At 40.6% G+C, this 18932-nt stretch carries 17 protein-coding genes and 1 tRNA gene; 12 read left to right on the forward strand and 6 right to left on the reverse strand.

Going from position 1 to position 18932, the window contains the following annotated elements; genetic code table 11:
- Positions 1–186 precede the first annotated feature (186 nt).
- A tRNA-Leu gene (locus tag ACWICE_RS14160) sits at positions 187–268 on the forward strand.
- Between the two features lie 49 nt (positions 269–317).
- Here ACWICE_RS14160 and ACWICE_RS14165 read toward each other — a convergent pair.
- Positions 318–959, reverse strand: a complete 642-nt coding sequence (locus ACWICE_RS14165) for a hypothetical protein (RefSeq protein WP_254527769.1) — start codon at positions 957–959, stop codon at positions 318–320.
- A gap of 221 nt (positions 960–1180) precedes the next feature.
- Positions 1181–1696 carry a hypothetical protein gene (locus ACWICE_RS14170; RefSeq protein WP_254527767.1) on the reverse strand — a complete coding sequence of 172 codons (516 nt, stop codon included), beginning with the start codon at positions 1694–1696 and terminating at the stop codon, positions 1181–1183.
- Between the two features lie 188 nt (positions 1697–1884).
- Between ACWICE_RS14170 and ACWICE_RS14175 the strand changes: the two genes are divergently transcribed.
- The 5 genes from ACWICE_RS14175 (at position 1885) to ACWICE_RS14195 (ending at position 7183) form a co-directional block, all read left to right on the forward strand.
- On the forward strand, positions 1885–2385 hold the full coding sequence (locus ACWICE_RS14175) for a hypothetical protein (RefSeq protein WP_254527765.1): 501 nt from the start codon (positions 1885–1887) through the stop codon (positions 2383–2385).
- 23 nt (positions 2386–2408) lie between these two features.
- Positions 2409–3080, forward strand: coding sequence for a GIN domain-containing protein (locus ACWICE_RS14180; RefSeq protein WP_185213798.1), 672 nt, complete (start codon positions 2409–2411; stop codon positions 3078–3080).
- A gap of 112 nt (positions 3081–3192) precedes the next feature.
- On the forward strand, positions 3193–4743 hold the full coding sequence (guaA, locus tag ACWICE_RS14185) for a glutamine-hydrolyzing GMP synthase (protein ID WP_185218342.1): 1551 nt from the start codon (positions 3193–3195) through the stop codon (positions 4741–4743).
- Positions 4700–6001 (forward strand): ABC transporter substrate-binding protein, encoded by a 1302-nt coding sequence (locus ACWICE_RS14190; RefSeq protein WP_454298626.1) that lies wholly within the window; start codon positions 4700–4702, stop codon positions 5999–6001. Before guaA ends, ACWICE_RS14190 begins: the two co-directional genes overlap by 44 nt.
- 6 nt (positions 6002–6007) lie before the next feature.
- Complete coding sequence (locus ACWICE_RS14195) at positions 6008–7183, forward strand: RsmB/NOP family class I SAM-dependent RNA methyltransferase (protein WP_313261944.1); 1176 nt, start codon at positions 6008–6010, stop codon at positions 7181–7183.
- On the opposite strand, the gene ACWICE_RS14200 is transcribed toward ACWICE_RS14195, so the two are convergent.
- Positions 7180–7647 (reverse strand): universal stress protein, encoded by a 468-nt coding sequence (locus ACWICE_RS14200; RefSeq protein WP_185213802.1) that lies wholly within the window; start codon positions 7645–7647, stop codon positions 7180–7182. The genes ACWICE_RS14195 and ACWICE_RS14200 overlap by 4 nt on opposite strands.
- Before the next feature lie 248 nt (positions 7648–7895).
- Here ACWICE_RS14200 and ACWICE_RS14205 point away from each other — a divergent pair, with 248 nt between their 5' ends.
- Complete coding sequence (locus tag ACWICE_RS14205) at positions 7896–8492, forward strand: C40 family peptidase (protein WP_454298627.1); 597 nt, start codon at positions 7896–7898, stop codon at positions 8490–8492.
- 217 nt (positions 8493–8709) lie between these two features.
- On the opposite strand, the gene ychF is transcribed toward ACWICE_RS14205, so the two are convergent.
- On the reverse strand, positions 8710–9810 hold the full coding sequence (gene ychF, locus ACWICE_RS14210; RefSeq protein ID WP_185213804.1) for a redox-regulated ATPase YchF: 1101 nt from the start codon (positions 9808–9810) through the stop codon (positions 8710–8712).
- Positions 9811–10073: 263 nt separating this feature from the next.
- On the opposite strand from ychF, the gene ACWICE_RS14215 reads away from it, so the two are divergent.
- The 4 genes from ACWICE_RS14215 to ACWICE_RS14230 all read left to right on the forward strand — a co-directional run bounded on the left by ACWICE_RS14215 (position 10074) and on the right by ACWICE_RS14230 (position 14508).
- Positions 10074–10562, forward strand: coding sequence for a hypothetical protein (locus ACWICE_RS14215; protein ID WP_454298628.1), 489 nt, complete (start codon positions 10074–10076; stop codon positions 10560–10562).
- A gap of 105 nt (positions 10563–10667) precedes the next feature.
- On the forward strand, positions 10668–11627 hold the full coding sequence (locus tag ACWICE_RS14220) for a polysaccharide deacetylase family protein (protein ID WP_454298629.1): 960 nt from the start codon (positions 10668–10670) through the stop codon (positions 11625–11627).
- A gap of 51 nt (positions 11628–11678) precedes the next feature.
- Positions 11679–13463 (forward strand): ABC transporter ATP-binding protein, encoded by a 1785-nt coding sequence (locus tag ACWICE_RS14225; protein ID WP_313516420.1) that lies wholly within the window; start codon positions 11679–11681, stop codon positions 13461–13463.
- A 70-nt stretch (positions 13464–13533) separates the two neighbouring features.
- The gene (locus ACWICE_RS14230) at positions 13534–14508 is read left to right on the forward strand and encodes a 1-acyl-sn-glycerol-3-phosphate acyltransferase (protein WP_454298630.1); all 975 of its coding nucleotides are present in this window, start codon (positions 13534–13536) and stop codon (positions 14506–14508) included.
- Here ACWICE_RS14230 and ACWICE_RS14235 read toward each other — a convergent pair.
- Entirely contained in the window at positions 14489–15100 is a 612-nt protein-coding gene (locus ACWICE_RS14235) for a DUF4126 domain-containing protein (protein WP_454298631.1), read from the reverse strand. The two genes, ACWICE_RS14230 and ACWICE_RS14235, sit on opposite strands and share 20 nt — an antisense overlap.
- Positions 15101–15727: 627 nt before the next feature.
- Positions 15728–17638, reverse strand: coding sequence for an ABC-F family ATP-binding cassette domain-containing protein (locus ACWICE_RS14240; RefSeq protein ID WP_185213872.1), 1911 nt, complete (start codon positions 17636–17638; stop codon positions 15728–15730).
- Positions 17639–17690: 52 nt separating this feature from the next.
- Between ACWICE_RS14240 and ACWICE_RS14245 the strand changes: the two genes are divergently transcribed.
- Entirely contained in the window at positions 17691–18728 is a 1038-nt protein-coding gene (locus tag ACWICE_RS14245; RefSeq protein ID WP_185218335.1) for a quinone-dependent dihydroorotate dehydrogenase, read from the forward strand.
- Positions 18729–18932: the final 204 nt, after the last annotated feature.

Consider the following 18932-nt stretch of genomic DNA (forward strand, 5'->3'; position numbering starts at 1 on the left):
ATGAAAAAGTGGGGGAATGGTTTATTTTGATCCATGTTAAATATTGTTAATGCAACCATTTGATGGTTTTTGGAGGGCTTTTGAAAAATAAATGGACTAAAAATCAGTTAGTTTAGCTGTGGGAGTAATTTTATTTTTGGAAAATAAACGAGAGTACCTATATTTGCATCGTTCCAAAGGGAATAAGCCCAGGTGGCGGAATTGGTAGACGCGTTGGTCTCAAACACCAATGAAGCAATTCGTGCCGGTTCGATCCCGGCCCTGGGTACAACAGAAAAGCTCATCATTCGATGAGCTTTTCGTTTTTTCAGATCTTTTTATTGAACCGATTCAATTGGCGGTTTCGGTTTTGAATCCGGTAATTTCGTATTGATATCTACAATGGCTACCCCAGTAGGCGAGGAATGGTCGATTACATATTGTCCCGAAAGGACGATATAGAAATCCTCACTGCCTCCTGATCCACCGGCACCACCACCAGACCTTGAAATAAACCCATTCACACTAGGCATATAGCCTTTGGAAAGACTGTCTATGTATTTTTTTGCATCATACTTGTAAATCATGCCTCCAGGGACCGTCCCTAAGACCACAACGAATTTATTCCCATCCGAATGATAATCCATAAAGCTGGATTTACCAGTAACCGGACCAGTTACAGGGCTCCAAGGGGAGTAATCTGGATAATCGTACTTGTTTGTAGGGTGAGTGAACATGGTGCTATAATCCAATCCGCCTGCATAACCCGTGGTGTAAGTTTTCGTTGTGCTGTTGAAATAAATTTTAGCCGATTTTAAAGTGCCTGAAACATCACCTGGTAATTTAGCCTTGGTGTTCTTAGCGTTTTCTTTAGCTTGATCGCCTTCAGGGCTAGGGATCTGTTCTTTTTGGCAAGAACTTGCTGCAATGAGGCCGAATAGAACCATTGCTTTTGTGAAAATTGAAATGTATGTCTTCATAATCTATTGTTTATCATAAGTCTATGTAGATAAAACAGTAAATTTTAATCAATGTTTTTAAAGATGTTCTTAAAGAGATTTTTTTGTTATCAAGAGTTATATTTTATCTATTCTGGTCAATAGTTTCCTTTGCCGGAATGCCAAGTATGAGGCACAAAGAAGGAGGTCCAGCAATTACTGAACCTCTTTCTTCATATTTTCTATGTATACTTTATTAAAACTTACAATCCCCCGCCTCCAGCCATTTTCGATAGAATACCTGTAGCCAGCAGACCAAAGAAACTCAATAAATACAGTCCTACCATTATAATGGCCAAGATGCCGATGAACTTATAATGCTTTTTGAGGAAATTAAATGCTGTCGTCAGGTGATCTGAATTGCGCAAATTGATTGCCTCCTGTAAGTTCTTGGAGAATTTATATAACCATAAAATCGGAGCGAAGTATAAGGCAATCATTATGATCATCATCAGTAGGAAAGGTATCATGGCGAAAGCATTAACCTGTTCGCGGCTTGTCGAACTATTTCCAACAAAATATAGGAACATAAAAAATGCCACCACCAAATAAATGGCCATGCCTATCATGCCGAGGATCGATAGGAATTTTGTCCATTTCGCAGTCTCTCGCAGATATTCAATGGCAACAGGTCCGATTTTCAAATCGTAGTTTTGATACGGGTTGTTTTGAGGGTTGATGTTTTCCGGTTGACCGAAGTTGTTTTCATCGTTTTCCATAAGTTGATATATTAGGTTCTTAATTTTTACAATACAATTTACTAATAATTATTGGCGCTGGGTTAAATTTTATTCCTGAATTTGGGGAAAATGAGTTTTCCGTTTAATAAAATTTAGTTGAAAGTGTTAAAATTTATCCTACTTGGCGTGTTTTTTGTAAATTAATGGGAGATAAACCATTTTTAATTATGATGAGAATAATGATTTTAGCCATTGTTCTGTTGATTTCCAATGAGATACGTTCTCAGGACTTGGATCTGAACAGCGTTCGAAATGATTTTAACAAGGGAGTTAAGGATGAGGATTTGTGTAAAAGGCATTTGGAAGCCTTGGAAGAAAATGCGGACTCACCAGTTGAACGCGGATATGCCGCCGCATTTCATATGTTTATGGCCAAACATACCTCAAATCCATTCAAAAAGATGAGTTATTTCAAGGACGGCAAAAACAAGTTGGAAAAAGAACTCAAATCCAATCCTAACAATGTGGAGCTGAGATTTATCCGTCTCAGTATACAGTACCATATCCCCAAATACTTGGGCTACCACAACGAAATTGAATCTGACAAGGATTTTGTGATGAATAATCTCTATAAAATGTCGGATAAATTCACCAAAGAAAAAATTTACAAATATTTAAAGGGTGCAAATATGTATACTCAGGACGAATTAGCGTTATTAGGTAGGTAAATATCTATATTAGCGTTATGAATATGAAATACATTTTATTATTTGCAGTGTCCATGTTAGTTCATTCGGTGCAGGCTCAGATCAAGCAGAGCATCAATGAATTTTCCGTGTTGGAAGTAACCGATAGGTTATGGGTGAGTGTGGTTCCAAGTGATAAGCATGAAATCGTTATCAATGGTGAGTTGGCAGACAAGGTTGAAGCGGTCTATTCAAAAGGCGAGCTTCGATTAAAGATGAAGGGCAGCTATATTATGCAGGGTAATCAGGCCAATGTGGTGGTCTATACACCTTCTGTTTCCAGTATCATTGCCAAGAAAGGTTCAGAAGTAAATATTGAGGAGACCGCCATGGAAGAAGAAGCGATGATCTTCACGGCGACGGAGGGTTCAAAAATCAGGGCCTATATCAAGTCGGTAGGGGTTGATGTATCCTCCAATACAGGTTCATCAATTGACCTTTTGGGAACTGCGACCAAGTTGAATGTCAAGACTACAGCTGGTGGTAACTTTTATGGAAAGGACCTGAAGACGGATATCGTATATGTACGTGTCAACGCTGGTGGAAAAACTGAGGTCAATGCTTCAGAATCTGCTGATGTAGAGACTAGAATGGGTGGTACCATTGATGTCTATGGAAACCCTAAGAATAAAAGAGATAAGAAAATTGCCGGTGGAAAGATAGTTTTCCATCAATAAAAAATAAGATTTTTTAGGAAAGCAAGCATTTAATCAATGCTTGCTTTCTTTTTTACGTCAATAAGTTAACATTTCCTCTGATAAATTGTGTATTGATTTGTAACTTTGCGCCATGTCAGAAAAAATTATCATTCTCGATTTTGGATCGCAATATACCCAGTTAATTGCGCGTCGCGTTAGGGAACTAAATGTATACTGTGAAATTCACCCATTCAACAACCTTCCAGAATTTGATGGATCTGTAAAAGGTGTGATCTTTTCAGGTAGCCCTTATTCAGTGCGTCAGGAAGACGCTCCTCAGATAGACTTCAAAGCCATTCAGGAAAAATTCCCATTATTAGGAGTTTGTTATGGTGCGCAATATATTGCTCAGCATTCCAATGGTGAGGTTCTTCCATCTGAAATCCGTGAATATGGTCGTGCTAATTTGCAGTTTGTTGATCAAGAGAATGATTTATTGAAAGGCATACCTTCCCAATCTCAAGTATGGATGTCACATGGTGACACCATTAAAGAGGTTCCATCAAACTTTAAGATTATCGCGAGTACCGATAAGGTACGTGTTGCTGCCTATCAGATCGAAGGTAGCAAGACCTACGGTATCCAATTCCACCCTGAAGTTACGCACAGTACAGATGGCCAAGTTCTATTGAAAAACTTTGTTATCGATATTTGTGGATGTACCCAAGACTGGACTGCTGATGCTTTTGTTGACACAACAGTAGCGGAACTTAAAGAACAATTAGGTAATGACCATGTTATTATGGCTTTATCTGGTGGTGTTGACTCCACCGTGGCGGCAGTTTTATTGCACCATGCCATTGGCGATAAGCTACACTGTTTCTTTGTGGACCATGGACTATTACGTAAAGATGAATACGAACAAGTATTGGCATCTTACAAACACATGGGCCTAAACATCAAAGGTGTAAATGCTAAAGAGCTTTTCTATTCCAGATTGGCTGGCGTATCAGAACCAGAACAAAAACGTAAGATCATCGGCGCATCATTTATCGATGTATTTGATGAGGCTGCGAAAGAAATACAAAAAGAATTGCCAGAAGGCACAGAAGCGAAATGGTTGGGTCAAGGAACTATCTACCCAGATATTATTGAATCCATTTCAGTGAAAGGTCCTTCAGCTACCATTAAATCACACCATAACGTAGGTGGCTTGCCAGACTACATGAAATTAAAGGTTATCGAACCTTTAAAAACTTTATTTAAAGATGAAGTTCGTCGTGTTGGAAAGTCCCTTGAGGTTGATCCAGCGATCCTTGGAAGACACCCTTTCCCAGGTCCAGGATTAGCAATTCGAATTTTAGGTGATATTACGGAAGAAAAGGTACGGATTTTGCAAGAAGCTGATGACATTTACATTCGTAACCTGAAAGAATCAGGTTGGTATGATAAGGTTTGGCAAGCTGGAACAATCTTCTTGCCGGTTCAGTCAGTTGGAGTGATGGGGGATGAACGTACCTATGAACACGTAGTAGCGCTTAGAGCTGTAGGTTCCCTAGACGGAATGACAGCTGATTGGATTCATTTGCCTTATGATTTATTAGCTAAAATTTCAAACGAGATTATTAATCATGTCAAAGGAATCAACAGAGTCGTATATGATATCAGCTCAAAACCACCAGCAACAATTGAGTGGGAATAATAATTTGAAAAACATTTATAGAGGTACCCTCGCCGCATTGTGCTTAGGTGCTGTCCTTGCAGTAAGTTCCTGTTCGCCAAAAACTACGGGTGGCGTTTTGAAAAACCCTAATGTATATGGCAATAAAGATAAGGACCCTGGAAAGAACCCAACTGAAAGCGATAAGAAAGAGGATGCTAAAAAAGACGATAAAGTAAAAGGATCAGAGCAAGCGAACAGCATTGCTCTCCTTTTACCTTTTCAACTGAATATGATCGCCAACCAAAACGTGGTGGAAGCCGATGTGAAGCGCTCTGCTTTGGCATTGGATTTTTATCAAGGTTTCCAGTTAGGCGTCAATGAAGTTGCCAAAAAACCTGGCGATTTCAATCTCAAGGTGATGGACACGCAGGATAATGAAATGAAAAACCTGAGCATTGCAGCTTCTAAAGAAGTGGAAAGTGCAAGTTTGATCGTGGGTCCAGTCTATCCGAAGGAAATCCGTTCCTTTGCCAAAGGCAATAAAAACACCAAAGTCCTACAGGTAAATCCATTGGCTGCAACCATGCCAACGGAATTCAATATCGCAAACCTTGTTTCATTAACTCCACCGATCCGTATCCATATGCGCGCTATCGCTGGTGAAATGATGAAAAAATATATGGACAATGACGTTATCATCGTATTTGATGCGAGGGATACCGATCACCGTAATTTCATCGCTGGATTTGATGAGGAAATCAAGAAATTGAACCCAACTGCGAAGATCGTTCATGTTACTTCAGTAGCGCAATTGAAGCAAACCATTCCAGATCTAGGAACTGCACTTGTGATCAGCGGCACAACCGAAAAGACGCAACTGCGATCGCTGGTTACCGCTTTGGACGATAAAGTGGCTGAAGGCTATGCCATTCGCTTATTCGGACACCCGCTTTGGTCCCGTGTTGACTTTAGACCATACGATAACTTCTACCGTATGGATCCTACGATCAGCTCTGAGAGCCACTTAAAAGTGTGGAGTTCCGATGTTCAGAATTTCCAGAAAAACTATAAGAACAATTTCAAGGTTGATCCTTCTGACTTTGCCTATAAAGGTTATGACGCAGGTAAATACTTCGCAACCCTGTTGAGCAAATACGGTACAGAATATGCCGAGAAAGTAGTTGACGAAAAATTCTCCGGAATCTTCAGCGATTACCAGTTCAATTACAATCCAACTTGGGGATATGTAAACCAAGCAGTAAAAATAAGGACCTACCGTAACGGTTCTTTTCAATAATTAGCATTGGAAATCAATAGCAAAAGAGTACAGCAGCAAGTTCGCAACTTCGAACGTACTATCAACGAATATCAATTTAAGGAACCTTTCTCTAGGTTCTTAACTCAGTTTTATAAGAATAACAGACAAATGGGTTCATCCGATAGAAGGATGAACTCACGGTTCTGCTATAATTTCTTCCGTTTAGGAAAAGCCTTTTCTGATCTGGAACTCTCCGAAAAACTTAGCATAGCTGAATTTCTATGTGAGGAAAGCTCCGCTGTTGTCCAAGTGTTCCAGCCTGATTGGTCCGATAAGATCAATTTGACCTTAGAGGAAAAAGTGAGTTTTATCCAATCGAAATATGGAAACTTTCTTGATGAGGTATTTCCATTTTCAGGATTCCTTTCAGGAAGTATCCATAAAACTGAATTTATCCTATCCCACTTTGTCCAGCCTAACCTGTATATCCGAATCCAAAAGGGTATGGAAGGTAAGGTGAAAAAGGCCTTGGAAAAGAATGAAATTCCCTTTGTAGAACTTTCTGCTCAGACCCTGTCCTTACCCAACGGAACGAACCTTCAACAGATCAAATCTTTGGATGGAGATTATGAGGTTCAGGATTTTTCATCCCAACAGAGCCTCAATGAATTAGAGGTTGTTCCAAGGAGCTCTTGGTGGGACTGCTGTGCTGCTTCTGGAGGGAAATCACTTTTATTATTGGATAAGGAACCCAATATTAAACTTTTGGTTTCAGACGTTCGTTTGAGCATCCTGAGGAATTTAGATGAGCGTTTCGAGAAAGCCAACGTGAGAACCTATTTTCGCAAGAAAATATTGGATCTCAGCAAACCAGTTGACCATATCATGGGCGAGGAGTCTTTCGATGGCATTATCCTTGACGCACCTTGTTCCGGTTCTGGAACTTGGGGCAGGACGCCGGAAATGCTGCAGAAGTTTACGAGCAGTGAACTACAAAGGTTCTCTGACTTGCAAAAACAGATTGCCAAGCATGTCGTTCCATTCCTTAAGCCTGGGAAAACATTGCTTTACATTACTTGTTCGGTTTTTGAAGCAGAGAACGAGGAGGTCAGCAAATATATCTCCGATACGCTGGGTTTGCAATTAGTTGCACAACAGCCCATTATCGGCTACGATAAGAAAGCAGACTCTATGTTTGTGGCGAAATTTGTGAAGGTCTAATCACAGTTTAAAGGAATGACCAATACAGGGCATGTAGCTTTTCTGATCAAGGCTTCCGAAACGGATCCTGAAAGGAAATGGTCAAATCCTGTTCTTCCATTATTACCCATGATAATTAAATCCGCAGTCCATTCTTTGGCAACCTGAAGGATTTCATCCCGCACATCACCTACGCGATTGAAAGTGAATGTTTCAGATGCACCTTGAAATTCCGTGGCTAGCCTATTTAGGAAATCCTGAGAAGCTTGTTGCTGTATTTCGGAAACTTCGGGAACAATAATAGGTTGTTGACCCAATAGGGGGTCCACACCATAAGATGTTGGCGAAGTGGGAGGTACGACAGTAACTAAAGCAAGGGCTGGATGTATTTCTTCAACAATCTCTCTTGCATAGTCGATGGCACGACGGGAACAAGGGGTTTCATCGATAGCTAATAATATTCGATTGAACTTTTTTGTAGTCATGATATTTAGATTATAATGTATATCTAATATATAAAAAACGATTAAATTAGCTTAATTGTTTTATAAAAACAGCATATTTTATGGCATTAGGAATTTGTGTTTTAAGTTCGATCTCGGTTCTCGAGACCCCAAAGTTTTCAGCTAACCGCGTTTATGAACTTCTATTTGCGGAAGCATTTACCATTATTGAGCGATAAAAGTCATGGGCATTCATCCAGCTTCCCGATTCAGAGATCCAAGGTTGGATCATGGAAGGACAGTTTGAACTGGTGGAAGAGATTATCCCTGCAGATTTTATCATCGATGAGGTAGGGGGCTATGCCGTCGCTGGGGAGAACAAAACCATGCAGATCTTTCATGGTAGCCCAATTCCGGAAAACAAGAGCATCATTACTGCTGTAGATAATTACAAGATCCTCTCTGATCTCCGCGATACCGAAGAAGGTTACGAAGAGGAAAGAGATCGCGAACAATTGGAGAACTTCGTAGCAAGCTATCTGAATACCCCATTTTCCTATAAGGGAAGAACAGTGCATGGAGTCGATAATATAGGCTTATGCGGCTTGTTTTACCGTCATTTCGGTATTGAAATCCCGAAAGACATTCCCTCCATTCTCCAATTAGGCACTTCCATAGATTTTATTTCAGAAATAAGAGGTGGTGATTTAGCCTTTTTCATCAACGAAGAAGGCGAAGTAGATCATCTCGGAATCGTCATTTCCGATGAGGAAATCCTGCATGTCGTAGAAAAGGTCCGAATCGATTCCATCGACAATGAAGGTATCTATAACCATGACCTCCAACAGACTACCCATAAGTTGAGGATAGTTAAAAGGCTGGTTTAGACAAATGAGTTGAACCAGGATTCAAGGGATGAGAGGATGGACCAAGATTATGGAATGAGCCAGGAATCAAAGGATTGGAGGATGGACCAAGATCTTGGCAAAAATGCCATCCATTTTGGGCATGAACCCCGAGCGGAGTCTAGGGGGAGCTGACCCCAATCCCAGATCTTATGTCTAAATAAAAAAAGCGACTTTTAAAGTCGCTTTTTTTATTTATCTAAACATTGAATCGGAAGTGCATAATGTCCCCGTCTTCAACGATATATGTTTTACCTTCTACGGATAGTTTACCAGCTTCTTTAACGGCTGCTTCTGATCCGAATTGTACGAAGTCATTGTATTTAATTACTTCGGCGCGGATAAATCCTTTTTCAAAATCGGTGTGGATTACGCCGGCAGCTTGTGGTGCTGTAAATCCTTTTTCGATGGTCCAAGCACGTACTTCTTGAACACCTGCCGTAAAGTAAGTTGCTAAGTCCAATAAGGAGTAAGCTGCACGGATTAATTTGTGAACCCCAGATTCATCCAAACCTAGATCTTCCAAGAACATTTTACGTTCTTCATAGTCTTCAAGTTGGGCAATCTCCGATTCGATCTGTGCCGAGATAACCAATACTTCCGCATTTTCATCCTTTACAGCTTCCTTAACCTGATCAACATACGCATTTCCTGTGTTTACAGAAGCCTCATCTACGTTACATACATAAAGTACTGGTTTTACGGTCAATAAGGTCAAGTCATCGATGAATTCGAAATCTTCCTCCGAAATAGGGGCAGTACGGGCAGATTTTCCAGACTCTAAATGCGTTTTCACTACAGAAAGAACTTCATAGGTTTTCTTTGCATCCTTATCACCACCAGTCTTGGCCATTTTTTCAACTTTTTGGATACGTTTTACAACGGTATCCAAATCTTTAAGCTGTAATTCCGTATCGATGATTTCCTTGTCACGGATAGGGTCAACAGAACCATCAACGTGGATCACATTGCCATCATCAAAACATCTCAATACATGGATAATAGCATTTGTGGTACGGATATTACCCAAAAACTGATTACCTAGACCCTCACCTTTGGAAGCACCTTTCACCAAACCAGCGATATCGACGATTTCGATGGTATTAGGAACGATACGTTGCGGATTGACAAGTTCTGCTAATTTGTTCAAGCGAGCATCCGGAACTGTAATGACACCAACATTTGGTTCAATGGTACAGAACGGGAAGTTTGCAGCTTGCGCTTTAGCGTTTGATAAACAGTTAAATAAGGTTGATTTACCTACGTTTGGTAGGCCTACGATCCCACATTGTAATGCCATATTGCTATTTTGTTAAAATTGCGACAAAGATAACAAAAATGCTGATAGAATCGGGTAGGGCGGACAGAGTATTTTTTGAGAGTTTTGCTGAATGTTAAATTGTAAAAAATGACAAAAAGATGAATTTTAAAGCCTTGATTCTGAATACTGTAGCTGTGAATTTACATTTTTTAACATTTTCATATTAATCCTTCCCTTCAAATTGCCTGTCAGAACATTAAACATAACCGGACGATTGGTCCTAAAGATATAAGGAGGTTTTTATGAAAAAGTTATTCTACGCAGCATTAGTTTTTGGAGGATTATTCTTCGTCAAACCGGCAGATGCCCAAGTAAATGTAAGCTTGAACATTGGTGTACAACCTTCATGGGGACCAGTTGGCTATGACTACGCCAGGTATTATTACATGCCAGAGTTTGATATGTATTACGATGTTTCTAATCGTTACTATACCTACTACGATGGCCGTACATGGGTGTCACACAGGAATATACCGAGAAGATATAGAGGTCGTGACTTCCATAGAACCTATAAAGTGGTGATCAATGAATCAAGACCTTGGAGGAACCATAGGCATTATCATGATCGCTATCATGGTTACTCAAGGAACTATTCTCAGGTTACAATCCGTGATGGCGGAAGACATCATCACCGCGCCGGTAAACGCTATCGCAAAATGGAAAAAGAACATTACAAGTACCATAAAAAAATGGATAAGCGTTGGAAAAAAGGAAGACATTACGATGATTAGCATATAATATAGGGATAAATGGGATGGGACTTCAGCTTGAAGTCCCTTTCTTATGTCGACAAATATTTTTAGCTTTGTACAAATTTTAAGAGACCCTCAAAGGCTATGTTGAAGAAGACTATCGTCGCTGGTATTGCCGCTATTTCCACACTAATCTCAGTTTACTCCTGTAATTCTATTGTAGGCTCACCTAACAGCTCTAATCCTTCGGATTCGACAGGAAACTCATTGGTTGATGTTGAAGCCAAGTTACAACAGGATACAGTAAAACTGATGGATATCCTAGACTCCCTGAACAAAGGGAAAATCCATTTTCCAGCTGTAGATTCCTTAAATAAAATCGAACCTAAGCAAGCTAAAAAAATGCTTAGAGATTCCATCTACCGTGAATTGAATAAAAAGGATAAGCACATCTACCTTACTTTTGATGACGGTCCATTGATTGGTAGTTCCGCTATCGACTCCATTATCACCGCTAAAAACACCAAGATCTCTGCTTTCCTAGTAGGTAAGCATGCTGGCATGAGCAAAAGATTGAAACGAGATTTTGATCGTTATATGAACAATCCACTTGTTGAATGTTACAACCATAGCTATTCGCATGCTGCCAATAAATTCCATGTATTTTACAGCAATCCTGACCTAGCGGTCGCTGATTTCGAAAAATGCGAAACAGATTTAGGCCTGAAACATAAGATCGTTCGTATGCCAGGAAGAAACATCTGGTTATTTGATGATGTTCGCCGTGTAGATTTAACCTCAGGAAGCCAAACTGCTGACCTACTGGGTGTCAATGGCTATAAGATCTATGGATGGGACGTAGAATGGAAAATCAATGGTTTGACCGGTAAACCTGTTCAGTCTGTTGAAGAGATCTATGGCCGTATCCGTAACATGTTAGGAAATAAATCAACATTGAAGCCAAATAATATCGTTTTACTGATGCATGACGATATGTTCCAAAATAAAAAAGGACAACAATTATTGAGCAATCTAATTGATAGCCTGAAGCAACACAAAGATTATAAGTTTGATTTCATAGAAAATTATCCTATAAAATATTAGTTACAGAGTGCGGAGGCTTAAACTTTTTGAGTACTTTAAAGTTTAAATTTTATGACCATATCCCAACTCTTTAAAAAAGTATTACCCTTCACCAAGCCGTATAAGAATCTCATTTTTTATACCCTTATCCTAACGGTTGTTGGATCCTTTGCTGCACAGGTCAATGCCTTTATCCTAAAGTATACCGTTGATACCATCAGTGACCTCCTCGTCAACAAGACACCCCTCCGAACTGGACTTTATCTATTAGGCGTTATTTCCGCCATATTACTGGGTAAGGAAATTATCTATTCCATCGTTCAGTTTGGACAAAAATACTACGGTGAGAAATTGCGGATCATGATTGCCCGCGATTTTTCGCAAGCCATTGTCGATCGTATCCTCACCTATAAAATGGCCTTTTATACTTCCAGTATCAATGAGTCCGGAAAACTTCAAACCCGGATTGATGCCGGTATAAGCTCGCTGACCCGACTGGTCCAAAACTTCTTTATCGATATCCTTCCGCTCTTTGCAAATGCCATCGTCGCCTTGGTCTGTATGTTCCTAGCGAATTTCTATGTTGGCTTGGTGGGCCTGTTTATCATACCGATCTATTTTTATGTTTCCCAGTTGCAGGCCAAGAGATTATCTGGCTTTCGAAGGAACATGCGTCAGTACAGGGAGAATAAGAGTAACCAATTGATCAACCTGATTGATTCCATTACCGTGATCAAGTCCTTCGTTCGTGAGGACACTGAAGCTGAAAAGCATAAAAAGATTCAGTACGAGATGACCGAGAACCAAATGGCTACTCGTAAAACCTCCTTTATCTTTGAAAGCATCAAGGGATTTATCGAACAGATCGGCGTGGTTATCGTCATCATCCTGACCGCTTATTTTGTTTTGAACGAACAGATGTCCATCGGTGCCATCATGTTCCATATTATGCTTTTCAATAACGTTTCTGCACCGATCAGGCAGCTTCACCGGATCTACGATGAGGTCAACGATGCCCTGATCTATTCTGAAAGCTTCTTTGGAATCCTGGAGGATGAAGGGCAGAAGGAACCTTCAGGCACCTATAGACCCGAAAGAATTAAAGGGCTGATCGAGATCAGGAATGTGGATTTCAGCTATCCAAATGGACATCAGGCCTTGCACAATGTCAGCATGGAGATCTGTCCAAACGTGAACACGGCATTGGTAGGATTGTCCGGTGCTGGAAAGAGTACCATCATCAATCTATTGGATAAATTCTACGAACCAAGTTCTGGAGCAATATATCTGGATGGGGTGGACCTCAGGGAATATGATACGGAATTTTTGAGGGAGAATATCGGGTTGGTTTTACAAAGGAACCATATTTTTAAAGGAAGTATTGCCGACAATATCCGTTACGGAAAGACTGAAGCCAGTATGGAAGAGGTCATCGAAGCCGCTAAGAAAGCTTCTATTCATGAGCAGGTCCTCGATCTACCGAATGGCTATGATGCCGAAGCCCATCTGCTCTCTGGTGGACAGCAGCAAAGAATTGCAATTGCAAGGATGTTCCTTAAGAATCCTCCGATTATCTTCCTGGATGAACCAACAGCCAATTTGGACGCTATCGCAACCGAACAGATCAAAAATAGCTTGGACGCCATCAAAGTGGGTAGGACAGTGATCATCGTTTCGCATAGTATTTCTCAGATCATTGATGCCGAACATATCATTGTGATGGAAAAAGGTAGAGTGGTAGAGGATGGTAGCCATGAAGAGCTATTTGACCTGCATGGCGCTTATTATAAGATTTTTAGCGCAATGGCCAATAGCCTCAATATCCATAAGATTACCGAATCCATGAAAGAAGATTAGTATTTGTTAAAATTAGGCGTGTTTTTTGTTATAGGAAAATTTGGATTCTAATTATTGAGAATATTAATCTATGCTTTATCCAATCCTAAGATCATTTGTCAAACTGGGCATGAACTGGTATGTGGCAGATTGGCAATTAAAAAACTTGGAACTAGCAGCAAAGGATGAACCTGCTGTAATCGTTTCAAATCATCCCAATTCCTTTTTTGATGCCTTGGTTCTCTCGGTGCATCAACCCTCGGAAATTTGTTTCCTGACTAGGGGAGATATCTTTGAAAAATCCTTGGCGAACTGGGCGTTACGTAGTTTCTTTATGTTGCCTATCTATAAGAAGAATGATAGTCAGGATGCTGATATTAGCAATGGATTTACCTATGATGAATGCGTGCGCCAATTGAAAATGGGCCGCAAGCTCCTTATCTTTCCAGAAGGTGTATCCAGGAACCAAATTGACCTGAAGCCTTTTATGACTACCGGTTTGACGTCAATTATTAAGCGTGCGGTGCAAATGGATGTGCCTATCCAAGTCCAACCTTATATCCTCAGCTATAATTCCTTTGATGATACGCCGAAAGCAATTTATTTGGAAGCATTAAATCCCATTGATTCGACAGACTACCTGAACAATTCTGAAGTGATGACGAGTGAATTGATCAGAAGTCTAAGGGAGGAAATGGATGCCAAAATGTTAAACCGTTACGTAGCTGCAAGTGATGGCATTCAACAGGAACGTGCATGGATGAAGTTCCCTGCTTTATTGGGCCATTATTCCCATAATTGGTATTATCAACTGGTCAAAAAGAAAATAAAACAGAAAACAGAGAACAGTATATTCTATGATTCACTCTTGTTTGGCGTACTGTTGTTTTCCTATCCGGTAATCGTGTTGCTGTTAAGTATTATTATAGGGAATATCTTCAGTTTTTGGTGGGGTTTTCTCGTATTTATCCTACTTCCTTTTCTATCTTACTGTTGGGTACAATATCAACCTGTCCAAGTAGCCGAGGAAAACTTGGAAGGAAGAGTTAATAGGTTGAATCCTTAAATTTATTCACCTTAGGCTTTTTTCTGACCTTGTCCAATAGTTTTTTACCATATTTAATGGCGAAATATAGGATAAGGATAACTAGGATTCCGGCTAATATCGGTAAGAATATCGCCAAGATGCTCATAATGGTAGATCCAACGGTTTCTACCGTGGAGATGATCGGATTGCCGATCCCAGCGGTTGTACCAGAGGATGCCGCCCTAGTTCCGGCAAACACCGAACTGATGGTAGCGGCGGTACCTCCACCGGCAATCAATGCCAGCGACCATTGAATCCAACTGCTCACTTCGGTAAACTGCGTTGCAAATAATAAAGATCCAGCTACAGTTGCCAATGGAACCGTAATGCTATCCAAGATATTATCAATAAATGGAATGTAATAGGCCAATATTTCAAATAAGGTAGCCAAGCCTGTTGCAATGACTGCGGGTAGTCCGCCTACCCAGGCATAGCTCTCGTCCAAAGGGATCCAACCTAAGTAAGAGCCCAGACTTAAAAAGAATATCGGTAGAAATACCCTAAAACCCGTGGCAGCAGCAAGCCCAATTCCCACAAATAACGATATGATAAAAGGTAGAATGTCGGTCATGATCTGGTTTTATTAAATCCTGCACAAATTTCCAGCCAAATCTGATATTCAGAATGAATGGGGAGTATAATATAATGAGCGTTAAGTTCTCTTCGTTAAACTGGATTTCGGGTTTGAACCAGGATTAAATGGATGGGAGGATAGGCCAAGATTATGGTCAATTTGTCGCTGGATAGTCCCCGAAACTGTAGGGGCATATTGCATATGCCCGCAGCATACAAACCTAATTTATTATCATCTGGGAAACCCTTGGAAGGGGTGAAATCTTTGTAGAACTTGGATGTTTGAAACGGCCAAGCCACAGTGGGGGTGAAATATTTTTCAAAAAATCTTTCTATGGATAGAAAATAGTTTTCTCATCTTAGATTTGAAATGAACGAAGGTGCAGGAACAGTATGCAAATAAAATCATATATTCCCTGGTCTCTCAGCATAAAAAAACTGAACTTAATCGCATTGCCATCGGTGCTAGCTGTGAAGTTAGGTTGGGGGATCTAGGAGATTTCCTGGATTTTGGTTTGACCTTATTCGAGACATATTCGGAAAATTCGCAAAGTGGATAGAATATTTCTCGAATATGGCTCGAATGATTCTCGAATAAGGTCAGAATTAGGATAAGAAAATGACTTTAATTTTCTAGGTCCATGATCTCTTCTGCCAATGTCTCCCAATCTTGTTGCAGGGTTTCCAATTTGGCTTTTTCAGAGTTGTAATTTCTGGTATGTTCCTGCAATTTTACTGCATCGGAATAGATTTCCTCTTGAGCAAGCTCGGTTTCCAATTGCTTAACCAAGGTTTCTTGGTTTCCAATATTTTCCTCCAAGGCTGCAAGTTCCTTGTTTTTCTTCTGGATAATTCTTTTGGTATCTTCAGTAGGAGCAACTTTCTCCTTTTTAGGTTCCTCTTTCGGTTTCTTTTCCTGTTTTGCTTCGGGTTTGATCACACGTTTCGAGTTCCACTCCTCATATTCCTGATAGGTACCTGGATACTCCTTGATTTCTTTGTCTTCGATAAACCAAATCTTGTTTGCCACATGCTCTAGGAAATAACGGTCGTGGGAAACCACGATCAATGTACCCTCATATTGTTGCATGGCTTGGATCAAGATATTAACGGAAGCCATATCCAAGTGGTTGGTCGGCTCATCGAGTACTAGGAAGTTAGCATCTGCAGTCAATGCCTTAGCTAAAGCCACCCTTGATTTTTCACCTCCGGAAAGGACTTTGATTTTTTTGAAAACATCATCTCCAGTGAAAAGGAAACTTCCCAAAATGGAACGTAGTTCTGTTTCGGTATGCTTAGGCGCAAAGGCCACCAGTTCCTGTAAAATGGAATTTTCTAAGTGCAAGGCTTCTAATTGATGCTGGGCAAAGAAGGTCTGAGAAACATTATGTCCCTTAGTGCTCTTGCCTTCAAATTCAGAATCTGCATCTGCTACGATCCGCAATAGGGTTGATTTACCTTTACCATTGGCACCGATCAACGCAATTTTATCACCTTTTTCAATCAGGCCATTCGTGTTTTCCAGGATTTCTACATTCGGGTAAGATTTGGAAATGTTTTCCATGGTTACCACATGTCGACCTGATGGTTTGGAGAATTTAAAGCTGAAGTTCACTTCAGGGTTGTCATCATCCACCTCATCTACCTTTTCCATTCGGTCAAGGGCTTTTATACGAGATTGTACCATTTTAGCCTTACTTGCTTTCGAACGGAACCTTTCGATCAACCTTTCCTCTTGTTTGATCTTGGCCTGTTGGTTTTTATATTGATTGCCTTGGATTTCTTCACGCAATGATTTTTCTTCCAGATAGAAGCTGTAGTTTCCAGCATAAAGGGTCAATTTTCCCTTTCTGGATTCAACCGTTTTATTGATGATCCTATCCAAGAAATAGCGGTCATGGGAAACAATTACGATGGCGCCTTCAAAACTTTGTAGGTAGGTTTCCAACCATTTGATGGAGGGTAAGTCCAAGTGGTTGGTAGGCTCATCCAGCAATAAGATGTCAGGAGCTTGCAGGAGGATCCTGGCCAGCATCACACGCATCCGCCATCCTCCAGAGAAGGTCGCCAAAGGTCTTTTTTGTTCCTCTTCTGAGAAACCTAAACCTGCAAGGATTTCATGAGCACGAAATTCGATACTGTAACCATCCAATGCCTCAAATTCAGTCTGCTTATCGCTCAATTTATTCAGGATTTCATCCGAATAGTCTGTTTCTAACTTCTTGAGTAGGTTTTCAATTTCGGTATGCAGCTGATTTTGTCTTTCAAAAGCTTCCATTGCAACATGGAGGATGCTTTTTTCCGAGTGATAGGATAGGAGGTCCTGGTTTAAATAACCTAATTTTAGGTCTTTGGCCATGGATATGGTCCCGCTGGTAGGTGCGTATTCCCCTACGATAAGTTTCAATAAAGTGGACTTTCCGGTACCGTTAGCACCGATAAGACCTGCTTTATCCCCTGGTTTGATATGCCAGTTTGCCTCATCGTACAATGCCCTTGAGCCAATTTCAAATGTTAAGTTATTTATAGATATCATTTCGGGTGCAAAAGTAATGAATATTTCTGCATCTTTGGCTACCTTTGCACTCATGTATAAGCTAGTTAAACCATTTTTCTTCTCGATGAACCCTGAACAAGCGCATCATAATGTGACTTCAGGCTTGAAATTTTTTAATAAAGTATGGGGTTCAAAAGCATTGTTGAAATCCTTGTATTGTGTAGAAGATCCGAGGTTAGAAACCAAGGTCTTTGGCTTGACCTTCAAGAATCCAGTAGGGTTGGCTGCAGGTTTCGACAAGAATGCAGAATACATCGAGGATATGGCTAGACTAGGATTTGGCTTTATTGAAATCGGTACCGTTACACCAAAGCCGCAACCTGGAAATGATAAACCTAGGATGTTCAGGTTGGTCGATGACCATGCCTTGATCAACCGTATGGGATTCAATAATAAGGGTGCTGATGTAGCTGCCGGAAAACTTAAATTCCTAAAGGAGAGAAACGGTGTTTTAATCGGTGGAAATATCGGTAAAAATAAGGTTACACCAAATGAAGAAGCTGTAAATGACTATATCTATTGCTTCAAGGCTTTGTTTGACTATGTGGATTATTTCGTGGTAAACGTAAGCTCACCCAATACACCGGGTTTGCGTGATCTTCAGGAAAAAGAACCGCTTATGCATATCCTGAATACATTGCAGCAATTGAACCTGGAAAAGGCAAACCCAAAGCCTATCCTTCTAAAGATTGCTCCGGATTTGACCTTTACCCAATTGGATGATATCGTTGAGATCGTGATGGAAACCAAAATCGCAGGGGTAATCGCTACCAATACTACCATCGCCAGAGAGGGATTACAGAGCCACCGAATGTTGGTACAGGAACCAGGTGGCGTCAGTGGAAAACCATTGACCCGTCGTTCTACAGAAGTAATCCAATACTTGGCAGATAAATCCAATAAAGCCTTCCCGATCATTGGGGTAGGTGGTATACATTCTGCTGCGGATGCCATTGAGAAATTAAATGCTGGAGCAAGTTTGGTCCAAGTCTATACCGGTTTTATCTATGAAGGGCCATCTTTGGTGGCAGATATCTGTAAGGGGATCTTGAAAGAGAGAAGTAGGTAGAACCAGGATGGAAGGGATGAGAGGATGGGCCAAGATCTAGGAATGAACCAGGATGGATGGGATGAGAGGATTGGCCAAGATCATTTCCATTATGTCACTGGAAAGGTAGCCGAATTTGTTGGGGCTTATTGCATAAGCCCGCCTCCTGCAATCCTAACATCAAAATCTCCCTTTAGTGTGATTAAAGCCCAGAGGGGGTGGAAT

Source organism: Sphingobacterium sp. NPDC055346 (assembly GCF_053645235.1).